Origin of the sequence: Chryseobacterium sp. YR221 (assembly GCF_900176315.1) — a bacterium.
In the GTDB taxonomy this organism is placed as follows: Bacteria; Bacteroidota; Bacteroidia; order Flavobacteriales; family Weeksellaceae; genus Chryseobacterium; species Chryseobacterium rhizosphaerae.
This window is the reverse complement of record NZ_FWXM01000002.1, coordinates 824871-849126: the sequence shown is the minus strand read 5'-3', so window position 1 is coordinate 849126 and position 24256 is coordinate 824871. Positions and strand designations below refer to the sequence as shown.

The window sequence follows — 24256 nt, the reverse complement described above, 5'->3', positions numbered from 1 at the left end:
TTATCTCTTAGCGCGTGCAGCACTTACAGTTAAACTCTTTCTGCCTTTAGCTCTTCTCGCAGCCAAAACTCTTCTTCCATTTGGCGTAGACATTCTTTCTCTGAAACCGTGTTTGTTTCTTCTTTTTCTTTCTGATGGCTGGAATGTTCTTTTACTCATTACTATATATTTAAATCGTAATTAATCTATTTATTTTCAGGTTGCAAAGATATAGAAATTTTTATAAGCTACAAATTTTCACTATCTTTTTTTAAAATTATTTGAAATGTTTTTTAATCAGAAACTTACAAATCCCTCATAAGAAACGAAATTCTGTGTGCAAAAATAATATTTAAATGATTTATATAAAAGCTTTATCTTTGAAAACTTTAATTTTAACGAAAATAAACACAACGATGTTTACACCAGCAGAACTTTTAGAAATCAATACATTACTTAAACCTGAAAACAAAATAGTTATTCTTACCCACTATAACCCGGATGGAGATGCTATTGGTTCCAGTCTGGGATTGAAACATTATCTGAAAGCCAAAGGGATTCTTGCTGAAGTGATTGTTCCTAATGATTTTCCGAAATTTTTAAAGTGGATGCCGGAATCTAAAAAAGTAATCATCGCTGAATACAAGAAAAAGCTGGCTTCCGATATGATTGCTGGAGCTGACGTGATTTTCTGTCTTGATTTTAATGCTCCGTCAAGAATTGGCCTATTGGGAGACTGGTTGGTTAAAGCACAGGGTAAAAAAATTCTTATTGACCATCACCAGCAGCCTGAACAATTTGATTATGTATATTCTGATACGGTCATTCCGGCTACCTCACAGATGATCTATCATTTTATCGAAGTGATGGATGATGAAAAACTGGTGGATCAGGATGTTGCAGAATGTCTTTATACAGGTATTATGACTGATACAGGTGGTTTCCGTTTTCGTTCTACAAGCGCTGCTACCCATAGAATAATAGCTAATCTTATAGAAAAAGGAGCAGACCCTGCTATGATAACTTCCAATACTTGGGATACCAATACGGTTTCCCGTCTTCATCTACTGGCTTTAATCCTGGGGAGAATAGAAGTAGTGAATGAGGGTACAGTAGCTGTTTTAAGCCTTACGAGAAACGAACTTAAAGAATATGGTTTCCAAAAAGGGGATACAGAAGGATTTGTAAATTACGGTCTAAGTATTGCCGGAGTGAAAATGGCCGCATTTTTCATGGAAGACCTTTATGAGAATTTCATTAAAATTTCTTTCAGAAGTAAGGATGATGTAGATGTAAATCAGTTTTCCAGAAAATACTTTAGTGGTGGCGGGCATATTAATGCTGCAGGTGGAAAATCTTACGATTCATTGGCGGGAACTATTGAAAATTTCAAGCAATATATTGGAAAGGAAGAGTTTTTAAATATAAAATAATAAAGCTGTTTAAACTTTTCATTTCATAAGAAGGTCAGATATTTTTTAACCACAAATCAAAGATTCGAATGAGGTTAAAAACAGTAAAGTATTTATTTAAACACTTTAGTTCACTTAAGTTAATCTAAATGCCATTGTATAAAAAGTCCACATAAGAAGAAAATCAAAGATTTTCAAAACTTAAATGTACTTATTATGCACAAAGCTTGTGCTAAAACAACTTAAGTGTTTAATCTTCTATGTACTTTTTGATGATTTTATTAAAAAATTTTGAACAGTTTTATTATAAGCTCTCGATCTGAGAGCTTTTTTTATACCCTTTTTCTTCTAATTCAATACATGTATATTCGTAGACCTGCTGAAACATTTCGTCCATGTATTTCTTATTAAAAAGGCTGAATTTTGTCATCTTGGGAGGGTCTAAAAATATATTGCAGTATTTCACTTTAGAATAAACGGATTTTGCAATGGCTAAGTGAAGTATACGGTCAAATTCTTTCATCAGACTCATCTTTTTTAATTCATCATAGCTTATTGAATTCACATGGGAGGCGATCAGGAAATCACATTTATTGACAATAGGTTCAATGGGTAGATTGTCTAAAACACCACCATCTACATAGATTTTGTCTCCTATTCTTACAGGAGGAAGGATGAAAGGTACGCTTGATGAAGCCAGCAAAGGGCCAAAAAGTTCTCCTTCAGAGAAAAAATCAACAATACCATGGGTCATTTCCGTGGCAGTGACATAAACCGGTATTTTTAAAATATTGAAATTATCTTCGGGAAAATAATCTTTAAATAGTTTTAAAATAAAATTGGAACTGAAAATTCCATTTTTTGATAGCTTCAGAGATGACCTTGAAAAAAAAGAAGTATGTTTGACGATTTCCATCATCTCATCAGGTGTCTTTCCAAAAGAATAGAAAGCGCCTATAATAGAGCCGGCACTGGTTCCGGAAATAATTTGTGGTTTCAGATTATATTCTTCCAGGGCCTTCAGAACTGCAATATGTGCAATCCCACGCATTCCTCCGCCTGAAAGAGTAAGGCCGATAACTGGTGGTTTCTTTTTTTTGAACGAGAATAAACCCATTGCGTCAATTATGCTTTACTAATATACAGGATTTTTTATAAATGCTGATTATGGCTCATCACAGTCAGCATCTATCTTGATGAAAAGGGCTTCAAATTCTTGATTCATCCTGCCATCATGTGAGGGGCTCTGGATTTCACCGTTCATACAGTTTCCCCATCCAAAGGTAATCAGGTCTATGGCAGCATAATCATTTTTGTCCGGTGAATTGAGGTGTTCGTTAAACAGGTTGATAATTCTTTCCGGATCCGCATTTATTTTACTCATCTGTTCTCTCAGTTTTTTCCATTCCGAAAACATCTGTTCATCCGTTGAGTTTAAGGCAGTGGTAAAATTCCGGCATTTGTTACCGGTATTACTTTTTAGAAGTATTGATGGATCAGAATAAGCTGCTATTCGCAATTTTTCCATTTCGTACTTTTGTAGAAGTGATTCATATTGCAGCTTTTTTATATTTTGCCAATAGGGTACATTGACGACTGTAAGATGCTCGAGAAAAGCTTTTTTCTTAGCAAAATCCTTATCTAATTTTGCCAGGATTTTGGTATTATCACGTCTTATTTCCGTAAGGTCCTGAAGACTAAATACAGATGGAGTATCAAGCATGATTCCTCTCAGGTCAAACCACAGTGTATAGGCTCCTTTAATTTCTTCTTCAGTGTATTTATTGGCATCAAAATATCCCTTGCTGGTGCATAGATCGGTTACGAAATTGAAAACCTGCTGATTGGGTTTTGTGGGTGCCGTATCGCTTTTTTTCTTTGTTTGAACAGTAAGAGAGTCGGCAGGAACCTTGTCGGTAGAAATTTGTTTTTCTTTTTTACAGCTTAATAATGTAAGAAAGAAAATCGTGTATATAGCGAATTTCATAGGTTTTTAAAATACAAGCTTTTTAGGGAGGTTATGTAAAAGCTCAGTGTTGATAATTTCTGCACAGATACCTGGTTTTTCCCAGTGGCCATTGTGACCACAGTCTAATACATAAGATTTTATGTTGGTTCTGTCCGGAAGGTTTTTAATGGTGATATCTGTTTTTACAGCATTGTCATGTTTACCTGCCAGTACCAGTATTTTGGCCTGCAGGTTTTCCATGATGTGTTTTTTGTCTGTTCTTTCTACCATACCTTTTACGCAGGCCAATGCTCCTAAATTGTTCGTGGAAAGAGCTGTTGCAAGGGCCACTTCAATTTTGCCTTCAAGGATATCTTTTTCATTTGGGTTGAATAAATTGGGAATTCCCGCTCTTGCATAATGGGCAAATGCGTCCTTAATGATTCTGTAGCTTTTTATACGCTGTTGTTTTTTCTCTTCATCATCCGGGAAATAAGTAGAGAAGAACAACGTCAAACTTTTTAAAGAATCGGGATATTTCTCGGCAAAAGCCAATGAAGTATAACCTCCCATAGAATGTCCCAATAGGTGTACTTTTTCTAAATTCTGATGATCCAAAACTTTTTTTACCTCCTCTGCCATCAGTTCCATGGTGTGAACTTCACCCAGAATTTCAGATTGTCCATGACCGGGCAGATCAATTTTTAAAAGTGAAAAATCTTTGGAAAGATGAGGCTCCATATCACTCCATATAGAGAGGTTTTCCATAAAACCATGAAGGAGTACTAAAGTTTCTTTTCCGTTTCCTTTTTTTTCAAAGTTCAGCATGATATCAAAATTATAAAAGGTTAAAATAAGGCAGAGGATCTCCAGGAAACTCCTGCTGATTCAAATGTAAACAAAAAAGAGCATTTTTAAAATGCTCTTTCTCTTTTATTGAACTAAGTCTTTATAAACCTTTGTTTCCCAAGGTTTGATATCTGCAACGCCATAACGCTCTTTTTTTGCAATAGCAAGGTTGTCAAGCATATCTACAAAATTTTTATAGTTGGCTTCATCAGTCGGTTTGATAATGACGGTGAAGTTTTCAGGTTTAGGAGCATTTTTGTATGCCTCAGCAATGATTTTTGAAATTTTTATCCCACTGAAATCGGTCTCTTTCAGGTTGTTTGTATTTAAATCTGTTGCATTGCTCTGATGATAAAATACCCGGTTGTCTTTTCCAAGAATAAATGTCACCTGATTTTCCTGGTCCATTACGATAGGCCCTGAAGGGGGATCTCCTTTTGCCGGAAGTCCCAGATCCATGACATTGGGTTTTGTAAAATTGGTGGTGAACATAAAGAAAGTAATTAATAGAAATCCCAAATCTACCATGGGAGTCATATCAACTCTTATTAATTTCTTTTTTTGCTTGCCGCCTTGTTTTTCTTGTGCGATTACTTCAGCCATAATTAATACTTTAAATGTTAAACGGTATTTGATGAAAACTTTTAAAACCCGATCGTAGTTTGGTTGAATTCATACAAAGTTTATACCTAAATTTCTTAAATGTTATGAGTTTGCAAAAATTAATTATTATTTGGCACGAAAAAGCCTTATGATGTTTCAATTTCATAAGGTTTTAAGGTTTTTTAACTATATGAAATTTATTTCTTTAGAATTAGTTTTTTATTTAAAATGATTTTTCCCTTATTTTCAATTTGAATCATATAAATTCCCGGAATTAGCTGAGATGTATTTATTATTACTTTGTCTTCATGATAATTTTTAGACAATAGCTTTCTTCCGGATGTATTTGTAATGGTTACAGCTGATCCGTCTGGGAGATTCCTGATATTAATAAAATCTTTGGCAGGATTAGGAAAGAAAGATATAGGTTGGTTGGCTTTAGCTTCCGCGGTAGCCAATGTTGTGGTAGGCATAAGTTTTACAATCCAGAAGTCTGAAAAACCATCTGAATGATTTCCTGAAACGTCTCCGTCATTAGAGTCTGTATTACCTGTAAGAATAAATCCTCCATCTGCTGTTTCTATTGCTGAATTCAGTTGGTCTGTAGCACTTCCACCTAAGCTTTTTTCCCATATAATACTGCCTGTTGCATTAAGTTTGGCAACATAGAAGTTGTCTGTGAGGTCTGTTGAGCTCGTTGTAGTTCCCCCAATAAGATAGCCGTTATCTGATGTTAATTCAACAGATGAAGCTCCATCATAACCGGTTCCGCCGAGAAACTGTTTCCATTGAATATCTCCGGTATTGTTAAGTTTAAAAATCCAAATGTTGGGTGAATTACTATTTCCTGTAGCATCCCCGTCTGTAGAATTACTGTTCCCTGCTACAATATATCCACCATCTATGGTTTGCTTTATTGCAGTAGCGTAATCATCATGACTGCCCCCTATCTTTTTTTGCCATTGCAGATCTCCGGACGAATTTAATTTTATAATCAGACAGTCGCTATAAGAAATGCCTCCGATTATGCTGTTTGTACTGCCGGCTACGATATAACCTCCCTCTGTAGTTTGCTGGATGGAGTAGGCGTAGTCTTTATTATTGCTACCATAAGATTTTTGCCACTGCAGATTTCCGGTTTGATCCAGTTTGATGATCCAGAAATCTTCCTCTCCATATGCAATGGTAACATCTCCGTTTGAAGAATTGGTATAGCCTGCGATGACATAGCCGTTATCAGTAGTTTGTTGAATGGAATAAGCCTGTTCAACAATATCTCCTCCAAAAGTTTTTTCCCACTGAATATTCCCCGATGAATCAAGCTTTACAATCCAATAATCAAAACTCCCATAACCTCCTGTAACATCTCCATCTGATGAAGCAGCTGTGCCTGCGATAATATAGCCGCCATCATTTGTCTGTTGGATGGAGTTTGCTTCCTCAATACTGTTGCCTCCCAATGATTTTTGCCATTGTATCCCTCCCGAGCTGTTCAGTTTTACAATCCAATAATCAGTCATATAGAGTTGACCACCGGAGTGATTTCCTGTGACATCTCCATCGGTGGAACTTGAATGTCCTGCAACAATATAACCTCCATCGGTAGTGTGCTTGATTGACTTTGCCCATTCTAGATTGCTTCCTCCCAGTGATTTTTGCCACTGGATATTGGGTGCTTGGGCATACATTGAAATAGAGCAGCCTAAGGCTGCCAGAATGTAAAATAACTTTTTCATTTGCGTTTAATTTAGAATTGTTTTCTAAATATATTGAAAAAGACTTTACTTAATGAAACAAGTTAGTAAGTGTTGATCTATTTCTAATAAGTGTAAAAAAAAAGCCTTACCAATAGAATTGATAAGGCTTAGTCTATTATAAAGTAGTATCTATTTAGTCTTCTTGAAAAAATCTACTCCGCATTCTAAGAATTTTTTGAAATCCTCTTTTGGCATATATCCGGAAACAGGGGTATTGATCACTTTTCCGTCAGGAGTTATTAAAACATAGTGAGGCTGAGAGTTATTATTAAAGTTAACCTGTTGGAATAAGCTCCATCTGTCACCAATTGTTTTTACTTTTTTAATCTGTCCTTCTCCAAGGTCTATTTTAGTTTTTTGATCTTCAGGAAGCTCTTCTTTATCATCTACATATAAAGAAGCTAATACTACGTCATTTTGTAATATTGGTAGAATATCCGGTTCACTCCAGACAAATTCTTCCATTTTTCTACAGTTTTCGCAACCGTATCCTGTGAAGTCAATTAAGATTGGTTTGTTTTCCTTTTTGGCAATTTCAATAGCTTTGAAAAAATCATGCTCCGGATGCATTCCTAAAATCCCATCTTTTTCATCGTGGAAATAGCTAACATTCAATGGAGGTAAAATACCACTTAGCAGCTGAAGTTTAGGACGCTCAGAAGGAATTAATCCCTGGATCAGATAAATGACAAATCCAAAACCTAATACCCCAAGGATCTTTCTGGTGATAGAGATCTTTGGTTTTTTATCATCATGCGGGAACTTGATCAACCCGAATAAATATAAAGCAAGCCCTAAAGCAATAATGATCCAGATGGCAATGAAAAGCTCTCTTTTTAAGAAGAAAGTTTTGGAAACCAAATCCGCCTTGGATAAGAATTTTAATGCTAACGCCAATTCTACGAATCCTAAAACAACTTTCACGGTATTCATCCATCCTCCTGATTTTGGAAGACTTTGTAAGGCTTGTGGGAATAAAGCCAATAACCCAAATACAATGGCCCAAGCCAACCCAAATCCTGCTAATGCAAAAGTCAGCAGCATAGGAACATTGGAAGATCCTGTTACCGCACTTCCCAGTAAACTTCCTAAAATAGGTCCTGTACAAGAGAAAGAAACGATCACCAGTGTAAGTGCCATAAAGAAGATTCCGATGATTCCTCCGGCTTCTTCTGCTTTAGAAGATTTATTGGCAATAGAACTTGGTAATGTAATATCATAATACCCGAAGAAACTTCCGGCAAAGAAAATAAAGATGATAAAGAAGGCAATATTCAGCCATACACTTGTAGAAATTTCATTGAAGATATTTCCGGCAATCCCGTCAATAATATGGAAAGGAATACTTAATAAGACAAAAATAAGAAGAATGAAAAATCCGTAGATAATGGCATCTCTTTTTCCTTTTGCTTTATCTTTACTTCCTTTGGTAAAGAAGGAAACCGTTAGTGGAATCATAGGGAAAACACAAGGTGTTAACAAGGCAATTAAACCTCCGATGAATCCTAAGAACAGGTAGGTCCAGTAATTTTCTTCTATTTTTGTAGACGCTGTACCACAGTCAGTTAATGGGTTTTTGAAATCTAATGTTTCAATTTTCAGCTGTTTAGGGTCTAACTTTGAAACTTCTGAAACGGTAACTTCCTGTTTTGGAGCATTCTCAGTAACTGTTTCAACGGTTTTTACTGAGTCTTTTACTGCCAGAGGTGTTTCTTCAACAGCCTCTTCAGTAGCCCCTTTTGGAGTTACTTTTTGGTTAAATTCTAAAGTATTGGGAGCTAAACAAACCCTGTCGTCACAAGTCTGATACGTAATCTCCGAAGTAACATCTGCAGGTTTTGCAGGATCTTTTAATTTGAACTTCTGTTTGAAGCCGGCCGAATTGGAATAGAAAACAATAGTTCCTCCAAAAGCCTCAGAAAATTCTTCATGCTTTTTACCGACCTCGGTAAATTTTCCGATCAGTTCGATATTTTTTCCTGAAACTTTATACTCAGTTGGAATTCCAGTGTCTTCCGGTAAATCTTTTGAGTAAATATGCCAGCCTTTTTCCATGGTGGCATTCAAAACCGCTTCATACTGGTTATTTCCCAGATCGTTGATGGTGAATTTAAACTTTACAGGATTTTTTATCTGTGCATTAATTCCTGTCGCTAAAAATAGTAGAATTAATAAAAACCAATTTCTAAATTTCATTTTTCGTTTCATTAAAAATTTTGAGACTCCATTTTGTTTTCTCATCCTTTGTATATTTTCTGTCCTGTCTGAGAGGAAGTATTCCAAGTACGGAATTATTGCTGTCAGCCAGTATCCAAATTTTTTGCCTCGCTAAAATAGATAATTTTTCGTCCCTAAAAAATTTAGAAACTTTCTTTTTTCCTGAAAACCCGATAGGATAAAATTCATCACCATCCTGCTGCTTTCTCAGGCGTAGTGGAAACTGAAGTTTTTCAGCATCAAAATCCCATTCAAAATCCTTATTGATTCCATCAATCTCTTCAATAGTGTTTTTGAGGTCAAGATTGATTTGATCTTCAGAAAAATTAAAATGATCAATCAGGATAATTTCATCGGTAGACTTCTGCTCTTTATTTCGGTCAATAAATATCAATTCGTCACGGTTGATGACCAGTTGGTATTCTTTTGAAAAAAAAGAACTGTTGTTTTCAGCTGTGAAAATTTTAGGGATTTCTTCTTCCTGAGTAAATCCATATTTCTTTAAAATTTCAAACTTTACGAAATCGCTTTCCTGATCCAGCTTTTCCTTTGATAAGATTTTATAGTCTTGGTTAAATAAGGAAAGCTTATTTTCTATTTCTTCAACCTGTTTTCGAACAAAATCTTTAGTTTGATTCAGGTAGAAAGAACTCTTTTTAAAGTTTTCCAAAAAGTGATCATTAGTCTCCATGAGTTTGGGAACGATTTCATTTCTGATCTTATTTCTTAAATAATCACTTTTTTTATTGGATAGATCCTCACGGAATTCAATATGGTTTTCCTCAGCAAACTGATAAATTTCTTTTTTGGAAAAAGTTAAAAGCGGACGGAGAATATGATTGTCGTGAGAAGGAATACCGCTCAGTCCATTAATACCAGCTGCTTTGGAAAGATTAATAATAAAAGTTTCCAGCTGATCGTTGAGGTGATGTGCGGTAACCAGAAATTCAAGCTTTTCCTGATTCTGAATTTCTTTAAAAAAATGATAGCGGAGTTCTCTTGCCCAAAGCTGAATAGAGTGGTCCGGTTTTTTATCTTTTTCAGAAACTTCATACAGATGAAACTTTATATGATTTTTCTCACAAAAATCCTGAACTACTTTCTGATCCAGATCAGAATCTTTACCACGAAGTTTATAATTGATGTGAGCGACTTGTATATCACACTTTTTATCTTGCCCATTATCCCGCAAATCCTGAAATAATGAGGCCAGAACCATAGAATCTGCACCTCCGCTTACCGCCAGAAGGTAGGAGTGTTTTTCAGGTTGATCAACAAGGTTTTCTAATTGATTTTTAAAGCTTGGTTTTTTCAACATATACGTTGAGAATTTCTTTTATGCAAAGATAACCGATATAATTCAATTGAATTTTCCTAACTTTGATTGGTCTAAAAATGATTATTTATGAAGATTTTAAAAATTTTAGCAGTTTCTGCAATGGCGCTGGGTATGACATCTTGTGTAAGCAAGAAACAATACGATGCCCTGAGCACAAACTATAAGCAGTGTATTGAAAATATCGGAGAAAGACAAAGAGAAATTCAGGATTTGAAATCTCAGAATTCTGCATTGACAGGTGAGAATAGCTTACTGAAAAGCCAGCATGATGCGTTGAAATCATCACTGGATGCATGTCTTTCAAATACAGGAAAAAGCTCTGCGAACATCGATAAATTGGTAAGTGAAATCAACTCTTCAAATTCATACATCAAACAATTGATTTCAAACAATGCTAAAAATGACAGCTTGAATCTGGCGTTGTCTAACAAGCTGAAGAGATCTTTAGATAATGTATCTGATGAAGATGTACAGGTGAAAGTACTGAAAGGTGTAGTGATGATCTCACTTTCAGATAAAATGTTATACAAAACAGGAGATTACAATATCTTACCTGCAGCTCAGGAAGTACTTGGTAAAGTAGCAAAAGTAATCAATGATTATGATAAATATTCTGTACTGATAGAAGGTAACACAGATAATGCGCCATTAAACTCTCCAAATTTACCTAGAGATAACTGGGATCTTTCTGCATTGAGAGGAACTTCTGTAGCTAAAGTCCTTCAGACTCAGTTTGGAGTAGACCCTGCGAGAATGACCGCGGGAGGACGTTCTGAATATAATCCTAAAGCTACAAACATGAGTGTTTCCGGTAGAGGTGAAAACAGAAGAACAGAAATCATCATTATGCCTAAGCTTGATGAATTTATGAAGCTGATGGATATCGCTCCAAAGAAATAATTAAATCAATTATAACATAACAGTAAATCCCGAAGAAATTCGGGATTTATTTTTTTATATACCAAGTTCATCTTCTATCAAAAGTAGATGGTGTAAGAATGTTTTCAAAGATGGAAATAGAGAGTTTTGCTTTTTGTGTAACTTTTAAAGTGATCACACTACCTATTTGATATAAAGAAATTGATATCGAAAATCAATTGGATAGATTGAGCCTGTTGGCTTTCTTTTAAAAATAGAAAGAGTTCTGAAAATATTTGAAATAAACAGGAAAACTGAGAAATGGAGAGTGCATTTACTGATCAGAAATTACTCAATATGCCAGACCATAGAAAACAATAACACATGAAAAAAATTATTTTATCGCTAAGCATGGTAACTCTTTTTTTTTCCGGAAAAGTTTTTGCCCAAACAGAAACCTCCGGAAGGAAAAAAATCTATAGAGCTACACATACAAAAAGAACGGAGCTTAAACATACAAAGCTGAAAGTAAATTTTGATTATCAGAAAGAAGAGATGAACGGAGAAGAATGGCTTACCGCTTCACCTTATTTTTATCCGTCTGATTCACTGGTACTGGATGCTAAAGGAATGCTGATCCACGAAGTGGCTATGGATAAAGAAGGACGTAAATCTCCATTACAATATGAGTACAAAAATAATATCCTTAGCATTCGATTAGATAAAACCTATCTCAAAAATCAGGAGTATACAGTTTATATAAAATATACTTCCCGCCCGAATGAAGTAGAGAAACAGGGAAGTCCTGCAAAAGGCTTATATTTTATCAATGCTCAGAGTATGGATCAGAATAATCTGCCTCAGATCTGGACGGATGGGGAAACGGAATATTCTTCAGCCTGGTTTCCCACTATAGATAAACCCAACCAGAAAACCACTCAGGAAATCTATATGACAGTTCCGGATAAATATGTTAGTCTTTCTAACGGAGTTTTAAAAGATTCCCGAAAAGAACCTAATGCTATGAGAACGGATCATTGGGTAATGGATAAAAGGCATTCTGTATATCTTGCTTTTATGGGGGTAGGAGATTATGCGATTGTGAAGGATCAGTGGAAAAATATTCCTATAGATTATTATATAGAAAAGGAATATGAGCCTTATGCAAAGCAAATCTATGGTAATACTCCTGAAATGATGGAGTTTTTCTCTAAAAAACTAGGCTATGATTATCCCTGGATGAAATATGCACAAATCTCGGGAAGAGATTATCCAAGTGCAGCCATGGAAAATACTACCGCCACTTTACACAATACACAGGTATTGCAGAAACCTGGACAGCTGGCAGATGAGAACCGGTGGGAAAATATTATAGCACATGAATTATTTCATCATTGGTTTGGTGATCTGGTGACAGCGGAAAGCTGGAGTAATCTTACCGTAAATGAATCATTTGCGAATTATTCTGAATATTTGTGGTATGAATATAAGTATGGAAAGGACCAGGCAGATTATCATTTAATGTCAGAAATCAATAAGTATATCCATACCCCTTCAGACTTTCAGAAAGATCTTGTAAGGTTTGATTATGATTCCTCCGAGGATGTTTTTGATTTAGTATCGTATCAAAAGGGAGGGGGAATTCTTCACATGCTTAGAAATTATCTGGGTGATGAAGCTTTTTTCGCCGGAATGACCGATTATTTAAAAACCTATGAATATCAAAATGCAGAGGCCGAGCAATTGAGGCTGTCATTTGAGAGAATATCAGGAAAAGACCTGAATTGGTTTTTTAATCAATGGTATTATGGCAGAGGAAATCCTCAATTAAACTACTCCTATACTTTTGAGCCTGTAAAAAAGCAGGTGGAAGTGATAGTCAATCAGTCTCAGGGAAAAGAGTTTGAGTTTCCTTTAGCCATTGACATTTATGACAATGGGAAGCCAGTACGGCATAATGTATGGGTTGCTGCCAAAGCGAAAAATACTTTTAGCTTTAATGTTTCTAAAAATCCGGATGTAGTCAATATAAATGCAGACGGAATATTGGTTTCCGAGATTACGGATAAGAAAACTGCTGCGCAATATCTAATGCAATTCGTTAACTCTAAAGAATTTTCAAGTCGTTATAAAGCATTGATAGGCATAAAAGAGAATCTGGATGATCCTGCATCTGTCAAATTATTATCTGCCGCCCTTAAAGATCCTTTCTTCAGAATCCGTATCAAAGCATTGGAAATACTAGATGTTTCCAAACCTGGGCATGGGAAAATATTAATTCCTGATATTGAAAAATTAGCAGCCAATGATCCTAAAACATTGGTGCAAGCAGCCGCTATTTCAGCGTTAGCAAAAACAAAGAATAAAAAGTATTTTCCTTTATTTGAAAAGGGATTGAATGCTATGTCCAATGCAGTAAGAGGAAGTGCGTGGCTAGCCATGATAACAGTAGAGCCTTCAAAAGCAGATGATTTGGCGGATAAAATTGATCTTTCCGATGCGTCCAAAGATATGCTTATTAAAATGATTCCCATTGTTGTTAAAAATAAAGTGACCTCCCAAATGAAGAATATTACTTCTATTGTGGCATTTTATCCGTTTATTAAGCCTCAGAATCCGGAACTGGGAAAATCTTCTGAGGAAGGCTTTAATTGGATTATGACTTCTGATAATGCAGAAGCTACGGAGGGTATTGTTAGAATTTTAAGTCAGGCAAAAACTGAGATGTTAAAAAATGCACAAGCCAAAGCGATGGTTTCTCAGATGTTGAAAGAAGGGCTGGCAAAAAAAATGGAATTTCTGAAACTGAATCCGCAAAAAGCTGAAAGTGTCAATAAACAGATCACGGCTCTGAATAAAATAATAGAAGAGTATAAATGATAGTTGTGGAAAGATATTTTAAGATAAGGGAGAAATCAACCAGAGAAATAAAAATCAAAAGTAATCACTATTTATCTTCAAGATCTATATAAAAAAATCCCGAAGTAATTCGGGATATGTTTTTTAATTAAATTAATTCTTCCTTTTTTAGGAGAGAAATAATTTTTTGCAAAAATGAATTGGATATTTCAGTCTTCGTTTTTTTTGCAGAAGAGGGTGTATTACTTTTCAGTAAAACATTTTTTTGATTCTCACGGTTAGTTTGTTTTTCTTCTGCAATCATTTTCGTAGTGTTTTTACCCTTTGTTCTACTCGCAAAATTATACATATTGTAGCAGCAAAAACATCCGTATTTTCACGGTATTTTATATGGGGATTTTCCCTGATAACTCGATCAGATCTATAGCGATTTCTGAATAGAATCTGGAAAAACAAAATTTCCATGAAACGTATTTGTTCAAGATCTTTTGTGGAAAAAATCAATAAAAACACAAGTAATTATGTTTTAAATTACATTGAATCGTGTTATTAGTTAATGAATATTGCGTATATTTAAATCTCCATAAAAGGAAATATAATACAGAGGTATCCGAAAATCTTAAAGAGTAGGAAAATAATACTAAACAAAATAAATATGAAAAATTCAAAAAAACTTTCAAGAGAACAGATGAAAGAAGTACAAGGTGCTATCCGTTGGTGCAACCCTCAGATTATTTGTCGCGTTACGGAAGACTGCTGCGAAGGATGGGTATGTGGTACACCTGGTCAGTATTGTATAGCTTACTAATGATTTCTTCTACCTGAAAGCAAGTATATAAAGAGAGATTGATTTCTCTCTTTTTTTGTTTTGTACATGGAATAGAAACAAGGGTTGCTCAAAAAGAAATTTTAAAATCCTTAAATTTGTTTAAATTAAATTTTTATGAGTTTTTTTGAAGAAAAGAATCCTGAAATGGACAGGTATTTGGAGGCACATGCTTCTTCAGAATCAGAAATACTGAAAAAGCTGAGACGCGAAACCTATCAGAAAACGACACAGCCCCATATGATTTCAGGATATCAGCAAGGAAGACTTTTAACCATTATTTCCCAAATGCTCAAACCACAAAATGTTTTGGAAATAGGAACATTTACAGGATATGCTACATTGTGTCTGGCAACAGGTCTTGCTAAAGATGGAAAAATTACAACATTGGATGTGAATGAAGATCTTGCCTATCTGCCAAAGAAATATTTTGAGACAAGTGAATATGCCCGTCAGATTGAATTCAGGCTTCAGGATGCTAAAGAGTTTTTGAAAGAAACAGATGAGGTTTTCGATCTTATTTTTGTGGATGCTGATAAAGAAAATTATGCAGACTATTTTAGACTCATTAAACCCAGAACGAAATCCGGATCGGTAATCATGTTTGATAATGTCTTGTGGTATGGAAAAGTACTGGAAGAAAACCCAAAGCAGAAATCTACGCAGTCTATTAAAGAATTAAATGATTTAGCGGCAAAAGATGAAGATTTCGAAAATCTTATTTTACCTTTGCGTGATGGAGTAAATTTTCTGAGAAGAAAATAAATTAAAAGATTTAAAAATTAAAAAAATAAAAGATTTTACAGAATCTGATTTTTTAATCTTTAAATCATTCAATCTTTTAATCTTAATGAATGAATAAAGGAATTTGTATTGTTACAGTAGCACCGGTCCGTGCTGAAAATTCTGACAAAGCGGAAATTGTTACGGAAATATTGTTTGGGGAAAGTGCTGATATTTTGGAGGTTAATAAAAACTGGACAAAGATAAAAATGCACTATGATGGTTATGAGGGATGGATGGACACAAAACAGTTAAAGCCTGTAACAGATGAAGAGCTTGCCAACAGAAAAGTTACTATCGTTACTGAAGACTTTTCTTCGGTACTCATGAACGACGGTAAAACTTTGCTGTCTATGGGTTCTGAGGTGGAATTTCCTGCCGTAGCTTCAAAAAGAAGTCATGACCTAAGGGAAAGTATTGCCTTAGCCGCACGTGAATTCCTTAATGTCCCTTATTTATGGGGTGGTAAAAGTTTCTTTGCCGTAGATTGCTCTGGTTTTACGCAGTTGATTTATAAAATTCATGATATAAAATTACCAAGAGATGCTTCTCAGCAGGCTGAAGTAGGAGAAGCTCTTACTTTTGTGGAAGAAACACAGCCTGGAGATCTTGCCTTTTTTGAAAATGCTGAAGGAAAGATTATCCATGTAGGGATTATGCTGGAAAATCAAAAAATTATCCATGCCTCAGGAAAGGTGAGAATTGATACATTGGACTCCACAGGGATCTTTAATAAAGAAATGAATAAACATACCCATAAGTTAAGAGTACTTAAAAGTGTTATTTAAAATATGAAAATTTCCAGCATATTATTAATTGTAAATACACTATTGGTTATTGCAATTTGGGTCTTTACCGGAATTAAATATGCTGCATTACCAGAGATGGTTCCTACTCATTTTGACTTTCAGGGAAATGTAGATGGAGAATCCGGGAAAACCGCGATCTGGGCCCTTCCGTGTATTGCTACTTTTATTTCTGTTCTTTTTGTTGGATTATCGAGATATCCCAATTCTACTTTATTGAACGTTCCTAAAAGTTTTCGTAATAAAGAGACTTTAGAACTGTATATGTTTTCTCTGCAGTTTCCTGTAATGCTTTTATTTTTAGATATTATTATTGAGAGTGTTCGGGTAGCGGAGGGTAAGCAGACTGAACTCAGTAATGTCATTTTTTTTATTCTAGGATTGCTGTTTACAGTGATTGGAGTAGGATTAGTGAAATCAATTCAGGAGGGATTCACAAAGAAATCTAACGATTAAATCAAATCAAAATTGAAACTGATTTACAACATATTTATTAGCCTTCTCATTTTCGGAATGAAGGTTTTCTCTTTGATTAATGATAAAACTAAAAAAGGCGTTGAGGGAAGAAAACAGTCTTTGAATAAAGTAAAAGCCGCTTTTTCAAAAGAAGACAGAGTAATCTGGATGCATGCCGCTAGTTTGGGAGAATATGAGCAGGGATTACCGGTTTTAGAACAACTAAAAGAAAGACTGCCGGATCATAAAATTCTGGTGACGTTCTTTTCTCCGTCGGGTTATGAAAATGTTGTTAAAAAGAAACATATCGCAGATGTAATCTGCTATCTCCCTTTTGATAAAAAAAATACTGTAAAAGACTTTATATCACAGTTTAATGCTCAACTGTTTTTTACGGTGAAATATGATTATTGGTATAATCTGCTGGCAGAGCTTAAGAATAAAAATGCAAAAGTTTATGTGATTTCTGCATTATTCTACGAAAGGCAATCTTTCTTTACTTCTTATGGAAAATGGTTTGTAAAACAACTTCAGAGAAATGTAGATTGGTTTTTTCACCAGACTAAGTTTTCCCTTGCTCTTGCTAAAAGTGTAGGTTTGGTGAAATCTTCAGTAACGGGAGATACCAGATTCGATCGGGTCAGACAGCTTAGGCTACGTGACAATCATGTAGATTATATTGCCGATTTCATAGGGAATAATAAAGCAATTGTTTTTGGAAGCTCATGGCAGGCCGAGGAAAAAATTGCAGCGACGGTATTCCGAAAAAATTCCGGATTAAAACTGATTTTAGCGCCTCATGACTTGAAAAGAGTGGAACATTTAAAAAATATTTTCCCTGAAGCATTGTTGTATAGTGAAATACAGACTTCTCCAGCCACAAATCTCAATACTCAACTCTTAATTATAGACAGCATAGGTTTATTGTCCAAGTTGTATTCCTATGCAGATGTTGCCATAGTGGGAGGAGGTTTTCATGATGCAGGACTGCATAATATTCTGGAGGCAGCAACATTTGGTATTCCTGTTATTTTTGGGAATCGGTATAAGAAGAATCCTGAAGCAGATGATCTTATTTCTGTAGAAGGAGGAAGATCTTTTGCTGATGAAGCTACTGCTGCAGAATTTGTCTTATTTCTTGCCAATGAGGATAACAAAGAAGAATTGGAAACCATGTCTCAGAATGCCCAGAAATTCGTCGACGAAAAGCCCAATTCTACAGAAATAATTCTTCAGAAAATCCTATCTTAAAAATCCCTGGCTTTTGATCTCTTTCATAATCGTTTCAAGATCGTCGGGAATCTTTTCGCATTCAAGCCAGTTGATATCAAGACCATTATTGATGCAGAGCTTTTGCAGGTAGTGATTTTCAGAAATTTTATGTTGAGTGTCTCTCAGGAGTTCATCAATTTCCATCCAATAGTCTTCATCCAGCTTTTTAGCTAAAATCAGATACTTAAATATTTTATTAATAATGTAAAGATAGAGCTTGTAGACATTGTCAAATCTCTGTCTACTGAGGTCTTCATTATATTCTAAAATGGCATTGATCATCAGTAAATTAAGAGAAATATCTCCAAATTTATCCGTGGTGATCTTTACATGCTCTGTAACTTCTGCACTTATTTTACGGATAATGGTCAGGAAATACTTGGCATTGCCAATATATTTTGAGGCTAAAAGAACCTTTTCCGCCACTTCTTTTTCCATTGCATTTCTTTTATCGTCCGTGGTTTCAGGATCAATAAGTTCGAAATATAATTTTTTAGACAACAGTTTGTCCTTTTTTAAAAGTCTGAAAATAAGTTTATCCTTATCCGTGCTGGAAAAAGCACTCAGCGCTATTTTAAATTCTTTTGAATACTCCATTAATTAAAAATCTTTGAATACTTTAAAAATCCGTTTACTGCCCAGTTGACAGTATAATACAATGATTTTACAGTAGAAAAGCCCATGAAATCCTTATAGACTAAATATTGGTCTTTGATAATGTCTTTTTTCTTTCTGGAAACACTGTTTTCACGCATTCTGTATTTCGCCATTGTTTTGTTGATGGGCATTCCTTCAGGAATTACTTTCAAAAGGTTCAGCCACATCACATGATCCTCACGTTTACTTTTTACCGGGAATAAAAATTTCCCTACTCTTTTGGTATCATACATGGTTGAAACCGGGGCCAGTCTGCATGTTTTCAGAAGATTTGAGAAAGTAACTACTGTGTCTGCCATAAAATCTTTTAATATAGGCTTTAGATGCTCATCACATCGGGAGTAATTGCAGTACACAAGCTCTGCATTATGTTCCTGCATATAATCAGTCATGGTTTCTATATATTCCGGATACCAGTAATCATCAGAATCAAGAAAAGCAATATATCTTCCCTGAGCTCTTTCAAGACTTTTATTTCTGGCATTTCCTGCGCCACCGTTTTTTTCCAATACCAGTAATTTTATTCTGGGATCATTGTACTTCCTGAGGATTTCTACCGTATTATCTTTAGAAAGGTCATCCGTGATCAGCCATTCCCAGTTGTCATAGGTTTGATTAAGAACAGATTGTATAGTTTCTTCAATGAATTCTGCAGAATTATAACAGGGAGTGATGATGGAGACAAGGTCTTTCATTTGTGGTTTTAAATATGTTCAAAATTATAAAAATCTTTTTTCATAAAAGTGCCAGGAAGAAACTCCTATTCCAATTACGGTCAGCATACAGATAATACCCATTACATAAGGATTATAATCTTCAAAGAGTCCTAAGGTCTGGAATACCCGGATAACAGGGAAGTGGAATATATAAATGCCGTACGTAAAGTCTCCGTATTTTCCGAAGTTATTCAGGAATTTAAAAGAGTAGGCAATATACAGTACAATAATGCTGATCATGATAGGAGAGAACAGTTTTATTTTAAAAATAAGATCTATCCATACAGTGATTATAGCGATTATAAAAAGTGTATGCTTGTGCTGAATGAATTTGTCGAAATTAAAATACAAAAGCATCCCGCCAATGAAATAACATAATGATCCGGGTAATTGTCTTGAGATGGCTGGTTTTCCTGTCATTTCAAAATAATTAAGAAATACCAGTGAAAGAAAATACAGGACAATCAGACTTACATTTCTGTATTTGTTGTTTTTTCCGAAGAATAAAAACATGAAGGGAACGGCAATATAGAAACACATTTCTATTTTAAGGGTCCACAATGCACCATTTACAGCCTGGTTGCCAAATACCCCGGGAAGCCATGGTGATTTAAAATTCATGAAAATCGAATTCCAGAACCAATATTTGTAGACCTGTGTATTGCCGAAATATTCAGAAAATGGCAGCTTGCTTACAAGACTTAGTAAAACTGTGCAGAGAAATACCACCAATAAATAGGCAGGCACGATTCTGTTGAACCTCTTTTTTGCATAGCTTTTTAAGCTGGAAGATCTTTCATAACTTCTTGCAATTAAAAAACCACTGACGATAAAAAACGAAAAAACCGCGACTTCTACTGGGCTGTGTTCTAAAAATTTAAGTTGAGGAGAGACGCTTAAGGCGCCTAAATGTCCCACAAATACAATGAACGCCAGGAGAACACGGATAAAGTCAAAATTATTTTTCGTTATATCTTGCATTTTTTTCTTTCTTACCTACAAAAATAACTTTTTTAATAAAATAGAGGGCTTTTCGAAGGTTCAATATTTGTTAAATAAAGGCAATATCGTCCTTAAGTGTTTAAAAAAATGTATAAATAAAGGTTGACTCAATAATTTTTCACAAAAAATAGTAATATAAATCAAAAAAATTATAATTTTAGCCCTTGAAAAAATTGATCTATGAAGAAATTAGCACTACTATTTGCCGGGTTATCATTATTTGTAGCTACCGGATGTAATGATGATAAAGATCCTGTCATGGAGGCACCTATTGTGGGGGTCTGGCAGCCTTTAAAGGAAGTGGTTACCACCGTGGAAGTAAATGAGCAGCCGGTTTCGGATGTTATTACCTATTCCACATGTCAGAAAGAATCCAGATGGAGGTTCAATACTGACGTTCTGGGCAAAAGAACTGACTGGGGAGATACAGCTACACCAGGGCAGTGTGCTATTATTTCTGATAAAAATTTCACCTATACTTATGATAAAAGCAGTAAATCTGTACAGATAAAGTATCAGGGGATTGTAGAGCCGGTTACTGCAAAAGTGGTTACCCTCGATGCTACAACGCTCAATCTAGCAGTAAGAGAAGAAACACAGGATCCGACTGTATTTAAAACAAGAACCTATACTTTCAAGAGAATTCCTCAGCCTTAATAAGTATACTTCAAGATATAAAACAGATCTCATCCCAGGATGAGATTTTTTTGTTGGGTACCGATTGGTAATTAATAATAAATTAAATTTTTATTTCTTTTAAAATCATTAATTTTGTGAATCTTGTTAAAAGAAAATGACATTCAATAGTTAAAGTCTAACATATAACATATATATAAAGTGTTTTACGATCATCAGCAGATAGAAAAAAAGTGGCAGAAATACTGGGAGGAAAATCAAACCTATAAAACTTCCAATAACACAGATAAACCTAAATTTTATGTACTCGATATGTTTCCGTATCCATCCGGGGCGGGGCTTCACGTAGGTCACCCGCTTGGATATATTGCTTCGGATATCTATGCGAGATATAAGAGACACCAAGGGTTTAACGTTCTCCACCCGGTAGGATATGATAGCTTTGGGCTTCCTGCTGAGCAGTATGCAATCCAGACAGGACAGCATCCGGCAATCACTACAGAACAAAATATCAACAGATACGAAGAGCAATTAAGAAAAATTGGATTTTCATTCGATTGGAGCAGAGAAGTAAGAACGTCTGATGCTTCTTATTATAAATGGACACAGTGGATTTTTATCCAACTGTACCACTCTTGGTATAATAAAAATACAGATAAGGCAGAAGCTATAGATACCTTAATCAAACATTTTGAAGAAAAAGGTACAGAAGGGCTGAATGCCAATCAAAATGATGAACTTAGCTTTACCGCAGAAGAATGGGTGAATGCTTCTGATGTGGATAAAGAAGATATCTTATTAAATTACCGTCTTTCTTACAGAGCAGAAACAACGGTGAACTGGTGCCCTGCTTTGGGAACCGTGTTGGCAAATGATGAGGTAAAAGACGGAAAGTCTGAAAGAGGTGGTTTCCCTGTATTCCAGAAAAAAATGATGCAGTGGAGTATGAGAATCTCTGCCTACTCTGAAAGATTGTTACAAGGACTTACCCAATTGGATTGGCCACAGCCTCTGAAAGATGCCCAGGAATACTGGATTGGAAAATCTCAGGGTGCTCAGGTGAAATTTCAGGTAGAAGGTCATGATGAGATCGTTGAAGTTTTCACCACAAGACCTGATACTATTTTTGGTGCTACTTTTATGGTGTTGGCTCCGGAGAATCCATTAGTGGAAACCATTACTACAGCTGCCCAAAAAGCGGAAGTAGATACTTATATAGAAGAAACTTCCAAAAAAACAGAAAGAGACAGAATGGCTGACGTGAAAAACGTGAGCGGAGCTTTTACCGGAAGTTATGCAGTAAATCCTTTCAGTAATGAGAAGATGCCGATCTATATTTCTGATTATGTATTGATGGGATATGGAACAGGAGCTGTAATGGCTGTGCCTGCCCATGATGAACGTGACCACAGATTTGCTAAGAAATTTAACCTGGAAATTAAAAAAGTGGTGGAGACTGAAGAAGACGTTCAGGAGAAATCTTTTGATTCTAAAGATTCTGTCTGTGTCAATTCTGATTTCCTAAACGGACTGCATTATAATGATGCCAAGTCGAAAATGATTTCAGAAATCGAAAACAGAGGAATTGGTCATGGAACAACAAACTACAGACAGCGTGATGCCATTTTCTCAAGACAGCGTTATTGGGGAGAACCAGTTCCTATATATTATAAGGAAGGGATGCCATATACGTTACCGGTTTCTGCTTTACCATTGGAACTTCCAGAAGTTGAAAAATATTTACCTACTGAAGATGGAGATCCTCCATTAGGAAATGCAAAAGTATTTGCGTGGGATGAGGCAAACCAAAAAGTGGTCTCTACAGATTTAATTGATGATCAAACTATTTTCCCAATAGAATTGTCTACCATGCCGGGTTGGGCCGGAAGCTCATGGTATTTCCTTAGATATATGGATTCTCAGAATGACGGAGAGTTCTGTGCAAAGGATCTTTCAGATTATTGGGGACAGGTAGACTTATATATAGGAGGTAGTGAGCATGCAACAGGACATTTGTTATATTCCCGTTTCTGGAATATGTTCTTAAAAGACAGAGGTTGGATCAATCATGATGAACCTTTCCAAAAACTGATCAACCAGGGGATGATTTTAGGAATGAGTGCTTTTGTGTATAGAGTTATTTTTAATTTTAGAATTGAATTAGAAATTAAAAATAAATTGACAAATTTATCTTCAATTGCAGAGGCGACTCCTAGTATTACTTTATTTGTTTCAAAAAATAGCTTCAAAAAAGATTCTCTAAAAGAACTTGGTATATATACACTTAATGATGATGTAAGAAATCAAATTTTGGAAGATTTTAAAAAGAGATTTGATAAAATCGATGGGGAAGAAGTTGAGATCAAAAATTTTGAAGATTCATATCAGACTCAGCAGATTCACGTTGATGTATCCTTATTAAAAGGAACTTCTGACGAATTGGATATAGAAGCGTTCAAAGCATGGAGACCAGACTATGCCAATGCAGAGTTTATTTTAGAAGATGGAAAATACATCACAGACCGTGAAGTAGAAAAAATGTCCAAATCAAAATACAATGTAGTTAACCCGGACGATATCTGTGAAGAATATGGAGCAGACGGTTTAAGACTGTATGAAATGTTCCTGGGACCTTTAGAACAATCTAAGCCTTGGAATACACAGGGGCTAAGTGGAGTCTATGGTTTCCTTAAGAAATTCTGGAATCTGTATTTTAACGGAGATGTATTTGAAGTTTCTGAGGAAGAACCTACCAAGGCGGAATATAAAGTTTTGCATACCTTAATAAAAAAGGTAGTTTTTGATATTGAGAATTTCTCTTTCAATACTTCGGTGTCATCATTTATGATCGCTGTAAACGAGCTACAGAAAATAAAATGCAACAAACGCAATATATTAGAACCATTAGCCGTTATCATTTCTCCGTATGCACCTCACATCTGTGAAGAGCTTTGGAGCCTATTGGGACACGCTACATCTATCGAATTTGAAAGATTTCCAGCATTAAATGAAGAATATCTTGTTGAAGATGAAATTGAATATCCGGTAAGTGTAAATGGTAGAATGAAGTTCAAAATTTCCCTTTCTGCTCAATTATCTGCTAAGGAGGTGGAAGATTTGGTGATTTCAAATGAAAAAATGCAACAGATTTTGGAAGGTAAAACCCCTAAAAAAATCATTGTTGTCCCTCACCGTATTGTGAATATCGTAATTTAAAAAAAAATTAACATTGGGAAATTAAAAAAAATGGGGTGCTAATTTTTTTGATTTTTTAACTCAAA

General features: G+C 35.2%; 22 protein-coding genes. 10 read left to right on the top strand and 12 right to left on the bottom strand.

Annotated features, from left to right (window positions below):
• Positions 1-159, bottom strand: a complete 159-nt coding sequence (gene rpmH, locus B8967_RS08830) for a 50S ribosomal protein L34 (protein ID WP_039365072.1) — start codon at positions 157-159, stop codon at positions 1-3.
• 236 nt (positions 160-395) lie between these two features.
• On the opposite strand from rpmH, the gene B8967_RS08825 reads away from it, so the two are divergent.
• On the top strand, positions 396-1412 hold the full coding sequence (locus B8967_RS08825; protein ID WP_084085757.1) for a DHH family phosphoesterase: 1017 nt from the start codon (positions 396-398) through the stop codon (positions 1410-1412).
• Positions 1413-1695: 283 nt separating this feature from the next.
• Here B8967_RS08825 and B8967_RS08820 read toward each other — a convergent pair whose 3' ends face one another.
• From B8967_RS08820 to tilS, 7 genes are all read right to left on the bottom strand, one after another.
• Positions 1696-2508: a patatin-like phospholipase family protein gene (locus tag B8967_RS08820; RefSeq protein ID WP_047488770.1), complete on the bottom strand. Its 813-nt coding sequence runs from the start codon at positions 2506-2508 to the stop codon at positions 1696-1698.
• 48 nt (positions 2509-2556) lie between these two features.
• Positions 2557-3378, bottom strand: a complete 822-nt coding sequence (locus B8967_RS08815; RefSeq protein ID WP_084085755.1) for a hypothetical protein — start codon at positions 3376-3378, stop codon at positions 2557-2559.
• A 6-nt stretch (positions 3379-3384) separates the two neighbouring features.
• A complete protein-coding gene (locus B8967_RS08810) occupies positions 3385-4167 on the bottom strand; it encodes an alpha/beta fold hydrolase (protein WP_084085753.1) in 783 nt (260 codons plus the stop codon).
• Positions 4168-4272: 105 nt separating this feature from the next.
• Positions 4273-4791, bottom strand: coding sequence for a biopolymer transporter ExbD (locus tag B8967_RS08805; protein WP_047488777.1), 519 nt, complete (start codon positions 4789-4791; stop codon positions 4273-4275).
• A 197-nt stretch (positions 4792-4988) separates the two neighbouring features.
• Positions 4989-6527, bottom strand: coding sequence for a T9SS type A sorting domain-containing protein (locus B8967_RS08800; RefSeq protein WP_084085751.1), 1539 nt, complete (start codon positions 6525-6527; stop codon positions 4989-4991).
• Positions 6528-6677: 150 nt separating this feature from the next.
• On the bottom strand, positions 6678-8744 hold the full coding sequence (locus B8967_RS08795) for a protein-disulfide reductase DsbD family protein (protein WP_047488780.1): 2067 nt from the start codon (positions 8742-8744) through the stop codon (positions 6678-6680).
• Positions 8734-10083, bottom strand: coding sequence for a tRNA lysidine(34) synthetase TilS (gene tilS, locus B8967_RS08790; protein ID WP_084085749.1), 1350 nt, complete (start codon positions 10081-10083; stop codon positions 8734-8736). Before tilS ends, B8967_RS08795 begins: the two co-directional genes overlap by 11 nt.
• An 87-nt stretch (positions 10084-10170) precedes the next feature.
• Here tilS and B8967_RS08785 point away from each other — a divergent pair, with 87 nt between their 5' ends.
• Both B8967_RS08785 and B8967_RS08780 read left to right on the top strand, forming a co-directional pair.
• Entirely contained in the window at positions 10171-11004 is an 834-nt protein-coding gene (locus B8967_RS08785) for an OmpA family protein (RefSeq protein ID WP_047488785.1), read from the top strand.
• Between the two features lie 342 nt (positions 11005-11346).
• Entirely contained in the window at positions 11347-13842 is a 2496-nt protein-coding gene (locus B8967_RS08780; RefSeq protein WP_084085747.1) for a M1 family metallopeptidase, read from the top strand.
• Between the two features lie 127 nt (positions 13843-13969).
• Here B8967_RS08780 and B8967_RS22450 read toward each other — a convergent pair whose 3' ends face one another.
• Positions 13970-14125 (bottom strand): hypothetical protein, encoded by a 156-nt coding sequence (locus B8967_RS22450; protein WP_179140045.1) that lies wholly within the window; start codon positions 14123-14125, stop codon positions 13970-13972.
• Positions 14126-14476: 351 nt separating this feature from the next.
• On the opposite strand from B8967_RS22450, the gene B8967_RS22765 reads away from it, so the two are divergent.
• The 5 genes from B8967_RS22765 to B8967_RS08760 all read left to right on the top strand — a co-directional run bounded on the left by B8967_RS22765 (position 14477) and on the right by B8967_RS08760 (position 17943).
• Positions 14477-14629, top strand: a complete 153-nt coding sequence (locus B8967_RS22765) for a CCPGW family putative bacteriocin (protein ID WP_410493782.1) — start codon at positions 14477-14479, stop codon at positions 14627-14629.
• 135 nt (positions 14630-14764) lie between these two features.
• Entirely contained in the window at positions 14765-15412 is a 648-nt protein-coding gene (locus B8967_RS08775) for an O-methyltransferase (RefSeq protein ID WP_084085745.1), read from the top strand.
• 89 nt (positions 15413-15501) lie between these two features.
• Complete coding sequence (locus B8967_RS08770; RefSeq protein ID WP_047488801.1) at positions 15502-16218, top strand: C40 family peptidase; 717 nt, start codon at positions 15502-15504, stop codon at positions 16216-16218.
• Positions 16219-16221: 3 nt separating this feature from the next.
• Positions 16222-16692 carry a DUF1648 domain-containing protein gene (locus B8967_RS08765; RefSeq protein WP_084085743.1) on the top strand — a complete coding sequence of 157 codons (471 nt, stop codon included), beginning with the start codon at positions 16222-16224 and terminating at the stop codon, positions 16690-16692.
• 57 nt (positions 16693-16749) lie between these two features.
• Positions 16750-17943 (top strand): 3-deoxy-D-manno-octulosonic acid transferase, encoded by a 1194-nt coding sequence (locus B8967_RS08760; RefSeq protein ID WP_084085741.1) that lies wholly within the window; start codon positions 16750-16752, stop codon positions 17941-17943.
• Here the strand turns inward: B8967_RS08760 and B8967_RS08755 are convergent.
• The 3 genes from B8967_RS08755 to B8967_RS08745 are packed head-to-tail and all read right to left on the bottom strand — an operon-like array spanning position 17935 to position 20318.
• A complete protein-coding gene (locus B8967_RS08755) occupies positions 17935-18561 on the bottom strand; it encodes a hypothetical protein (protein ID WP_047488806.1) in 627 nt (208 codons plus the stop codon). The two genes, B8967_RS08760 and B8967_RS08755, sit on opposite strands and share 9 nt — an antisense overlap.
• Positions 18561-19316, bottom strand: coding sequence for a glycosyltransferase family 2 protein (locus B8967_RS08750; protein WP_047488809.1), 756 nt, complete (start codon positions 19314-19316; stop codon positions 18561-18563). Before B8967_RS08750 ends, B8967_RS08755 begins: the two co-directional genes overlap by 1 nt.
• A 24-nt stretch (positions 19317-19340) precedes the next feature.
• Positions 19341-20318, bottom strand: coding sequence for an acyltransferase family protein (locus tag B8967_RS08745; RefSeq protein ID WP_084085739.1), 978 nt, complete (start codon positions 20316-20318; stop codon positions 19341-19343).
• Positions 20319-20519: 201 nt separating this feature from the next.
• Between B8967_RS08745 and B8967_RS08740 the strand changes: the two genes are divergently transcribed.
• Together B8967_RS08740 and B8967_RS08735 are read left to right on the top strand one after the other, a co-directional pair.
• Positions 20520-20996 carry a lipocalin-like domain-containing protein gene (locus B8967_RS08740; RefSeq protein ID WP_047488812.1) on the top strand — a complete coding sequence of 159 codons (477 nt, stop codon included), beginning with the start codon at positions 20520-20522 and terminating at the stop codon, positions 20994-20996.
• A 180-nt stretch (positions 20997-21176) separates the two neighbouring features.
• A complete protein-coding gene (locus B8967_RS08735; protein WP_084085737.1) occupies positions 21177-24191 on the top strand; it encodes a leucine--tRNA ligase in 3015 nt (1004 codons plus the stop codon).
• Positions 24192-24256 lie beyond the last annotated feature (65 nt).

Excerpts from the sequence above, each read along its gene's own strand:
- B8967_RS08760 (WP_084085741.1), top strand. The coding sequence starts at position 16,750 with ATGAAGGTTTTCTCTTTGATTAATGATAAAACTAAAAAAGGCGTTGAG.
- B8967_RS08755 (WP_047488806.1), bottom strand. The coding sequence starts at position 18,561 with ATGGAGTATTCAAAAGAATTTAAAATAGCGCTGAGTGCTTTTTCCAGC.
- B8967_RS08740 (WP_047488812.1), top strand. The coding sequence starts at position 20,520 with ATGAAGAAATTAGCACTACTATTTGCCGGGTTATCATTATTTGTAGCT.
- B8967_RS22450 (WP_179140045.1), bottom strand. The coding sequence starts at position 14,125 with ATGATTGCAGAAGAAAAACAAACTAACCGTGAGAATCAAAAAAATGTT.
- tilS (WP_084085749.1), bottom strand. The coding sequence starts at position 10,083 with ATGTTGAAAAAACCAAGCTTTAAAAATCAATTAGAAAACCTTGTTGAT.
- B8967_RS08750 (WP_047488809.1), bottom strand. The coding sequence starts at position 19,316 with ATGAAAGACCTTGTCTCCATCATCACTCCCTGTTATAATTCTGCAGAA.
- rpmH (WP_039365072.1), bottom strand. The coding sequence starts at position 159 with ATGAGTAAAAGAACATTCCAGCCATCAGAAAGAAAAAGAAGAAACAAA.
- B8967_RS08745 (WP_084085739.1), bottom strand. The coding sequence starts at position 20,318 with ATGCAAGATATAACGAAAAATAATTTTGACTTTATCCGTGTTCTCCTG.
- B8967_RS08780 (WP_084085747.1), top strand. The coding sequence starts at position 11,347 with ATGAAAAAAATTATTTTATCGCTAAGCATGGTAACTCTTTTTTTTTCC.
- B8967_RS22765 (WP_410493782.1), top strand. The coding sequence starts at position 14,477 with ATGAAAAATTCAAAAAAACTTTCAAGAGAACAGATGAAAGAAGTACAA.
- B8967_RS08785 (WP_047488785.1), top strand. The coding sequence starts at position 10,171 with ATGAAGATTTTAAAAATTTTAGCAGTTTCTGCAATGGCGCTGGGTATG.
- B8967_RS08825 (WP_084085757.1), top strand. The coding sequence starts at position 396 with ATGTTTACACCAGCAGAACTTTTAGAAATCAATACATTACTTAAACCT.
- B8967_RS08800 (WP_084085751.1), bottom strand. The coding sequence starts at position 6,527 with ATGAAAAAGTTATTTTACATTCTGGCAGCCTTAGGCTGCTCTATTTCA.
- B8967_RS08765 (WP_084085743.1), top strand. The coding sequence starts at position 16,222 with ATGAAAATTTCCAGCATATTATTAATTGTAAATACACTATTGGTTATT.
- B8967_RS08770 (WP_047488801.1), top strand. The coding sequence starts at position 15,502 with ATGAATAAAGGAATTTGTATTGTTACAGTAGCACCGGTCCGTGCTGAA.
- B8967_RS08820 (WP_047488770.1), bottom strand. The coding sequence starts at position 2,508 with ATGGGTTTATTCTCGTTCAAAAAAAAGAAACCACCAGTTATCGGCCTT.
- B8967_RS08805 (WP_047488777.1), bottom strand. The coding sequence starts at position 4,791 with ATGGCTGAAGTAATCGCACAAGAAAAACAAGGCGGCAAGCAAAAAAAG.
- B8967_RS08795 (WP_047488780.1), bottom strand. The coding sequence starts at position 8,744 with ATGAAATTTAGAAATTGGTTTTTATTAATTCTACTATTTTTAGCGACA.
- B8967_RS08810 (WP_084085753.1), bottom strand. The coding sequence starts at position 4,167 with ATGCTGAACTTTGAAAAAAAAGGAAACGGAAAAGAAACTTTAGTACTC.
- B8967_RS08815 (WP_084085755.1), bottom strand. The coding sequence starts at position 3,378 with ATGAAATTCGCTATATACACGATTTTCTTTCTTACATTATTAAGCTGT.
- B8967_RS08775 (WP_084085745.1), top strand. The coding sequence starts at position 14,765 with ATGAGTTTTTTTGAAGAAAAGAATCCTGAAATGGACAGGTATTTGGAG.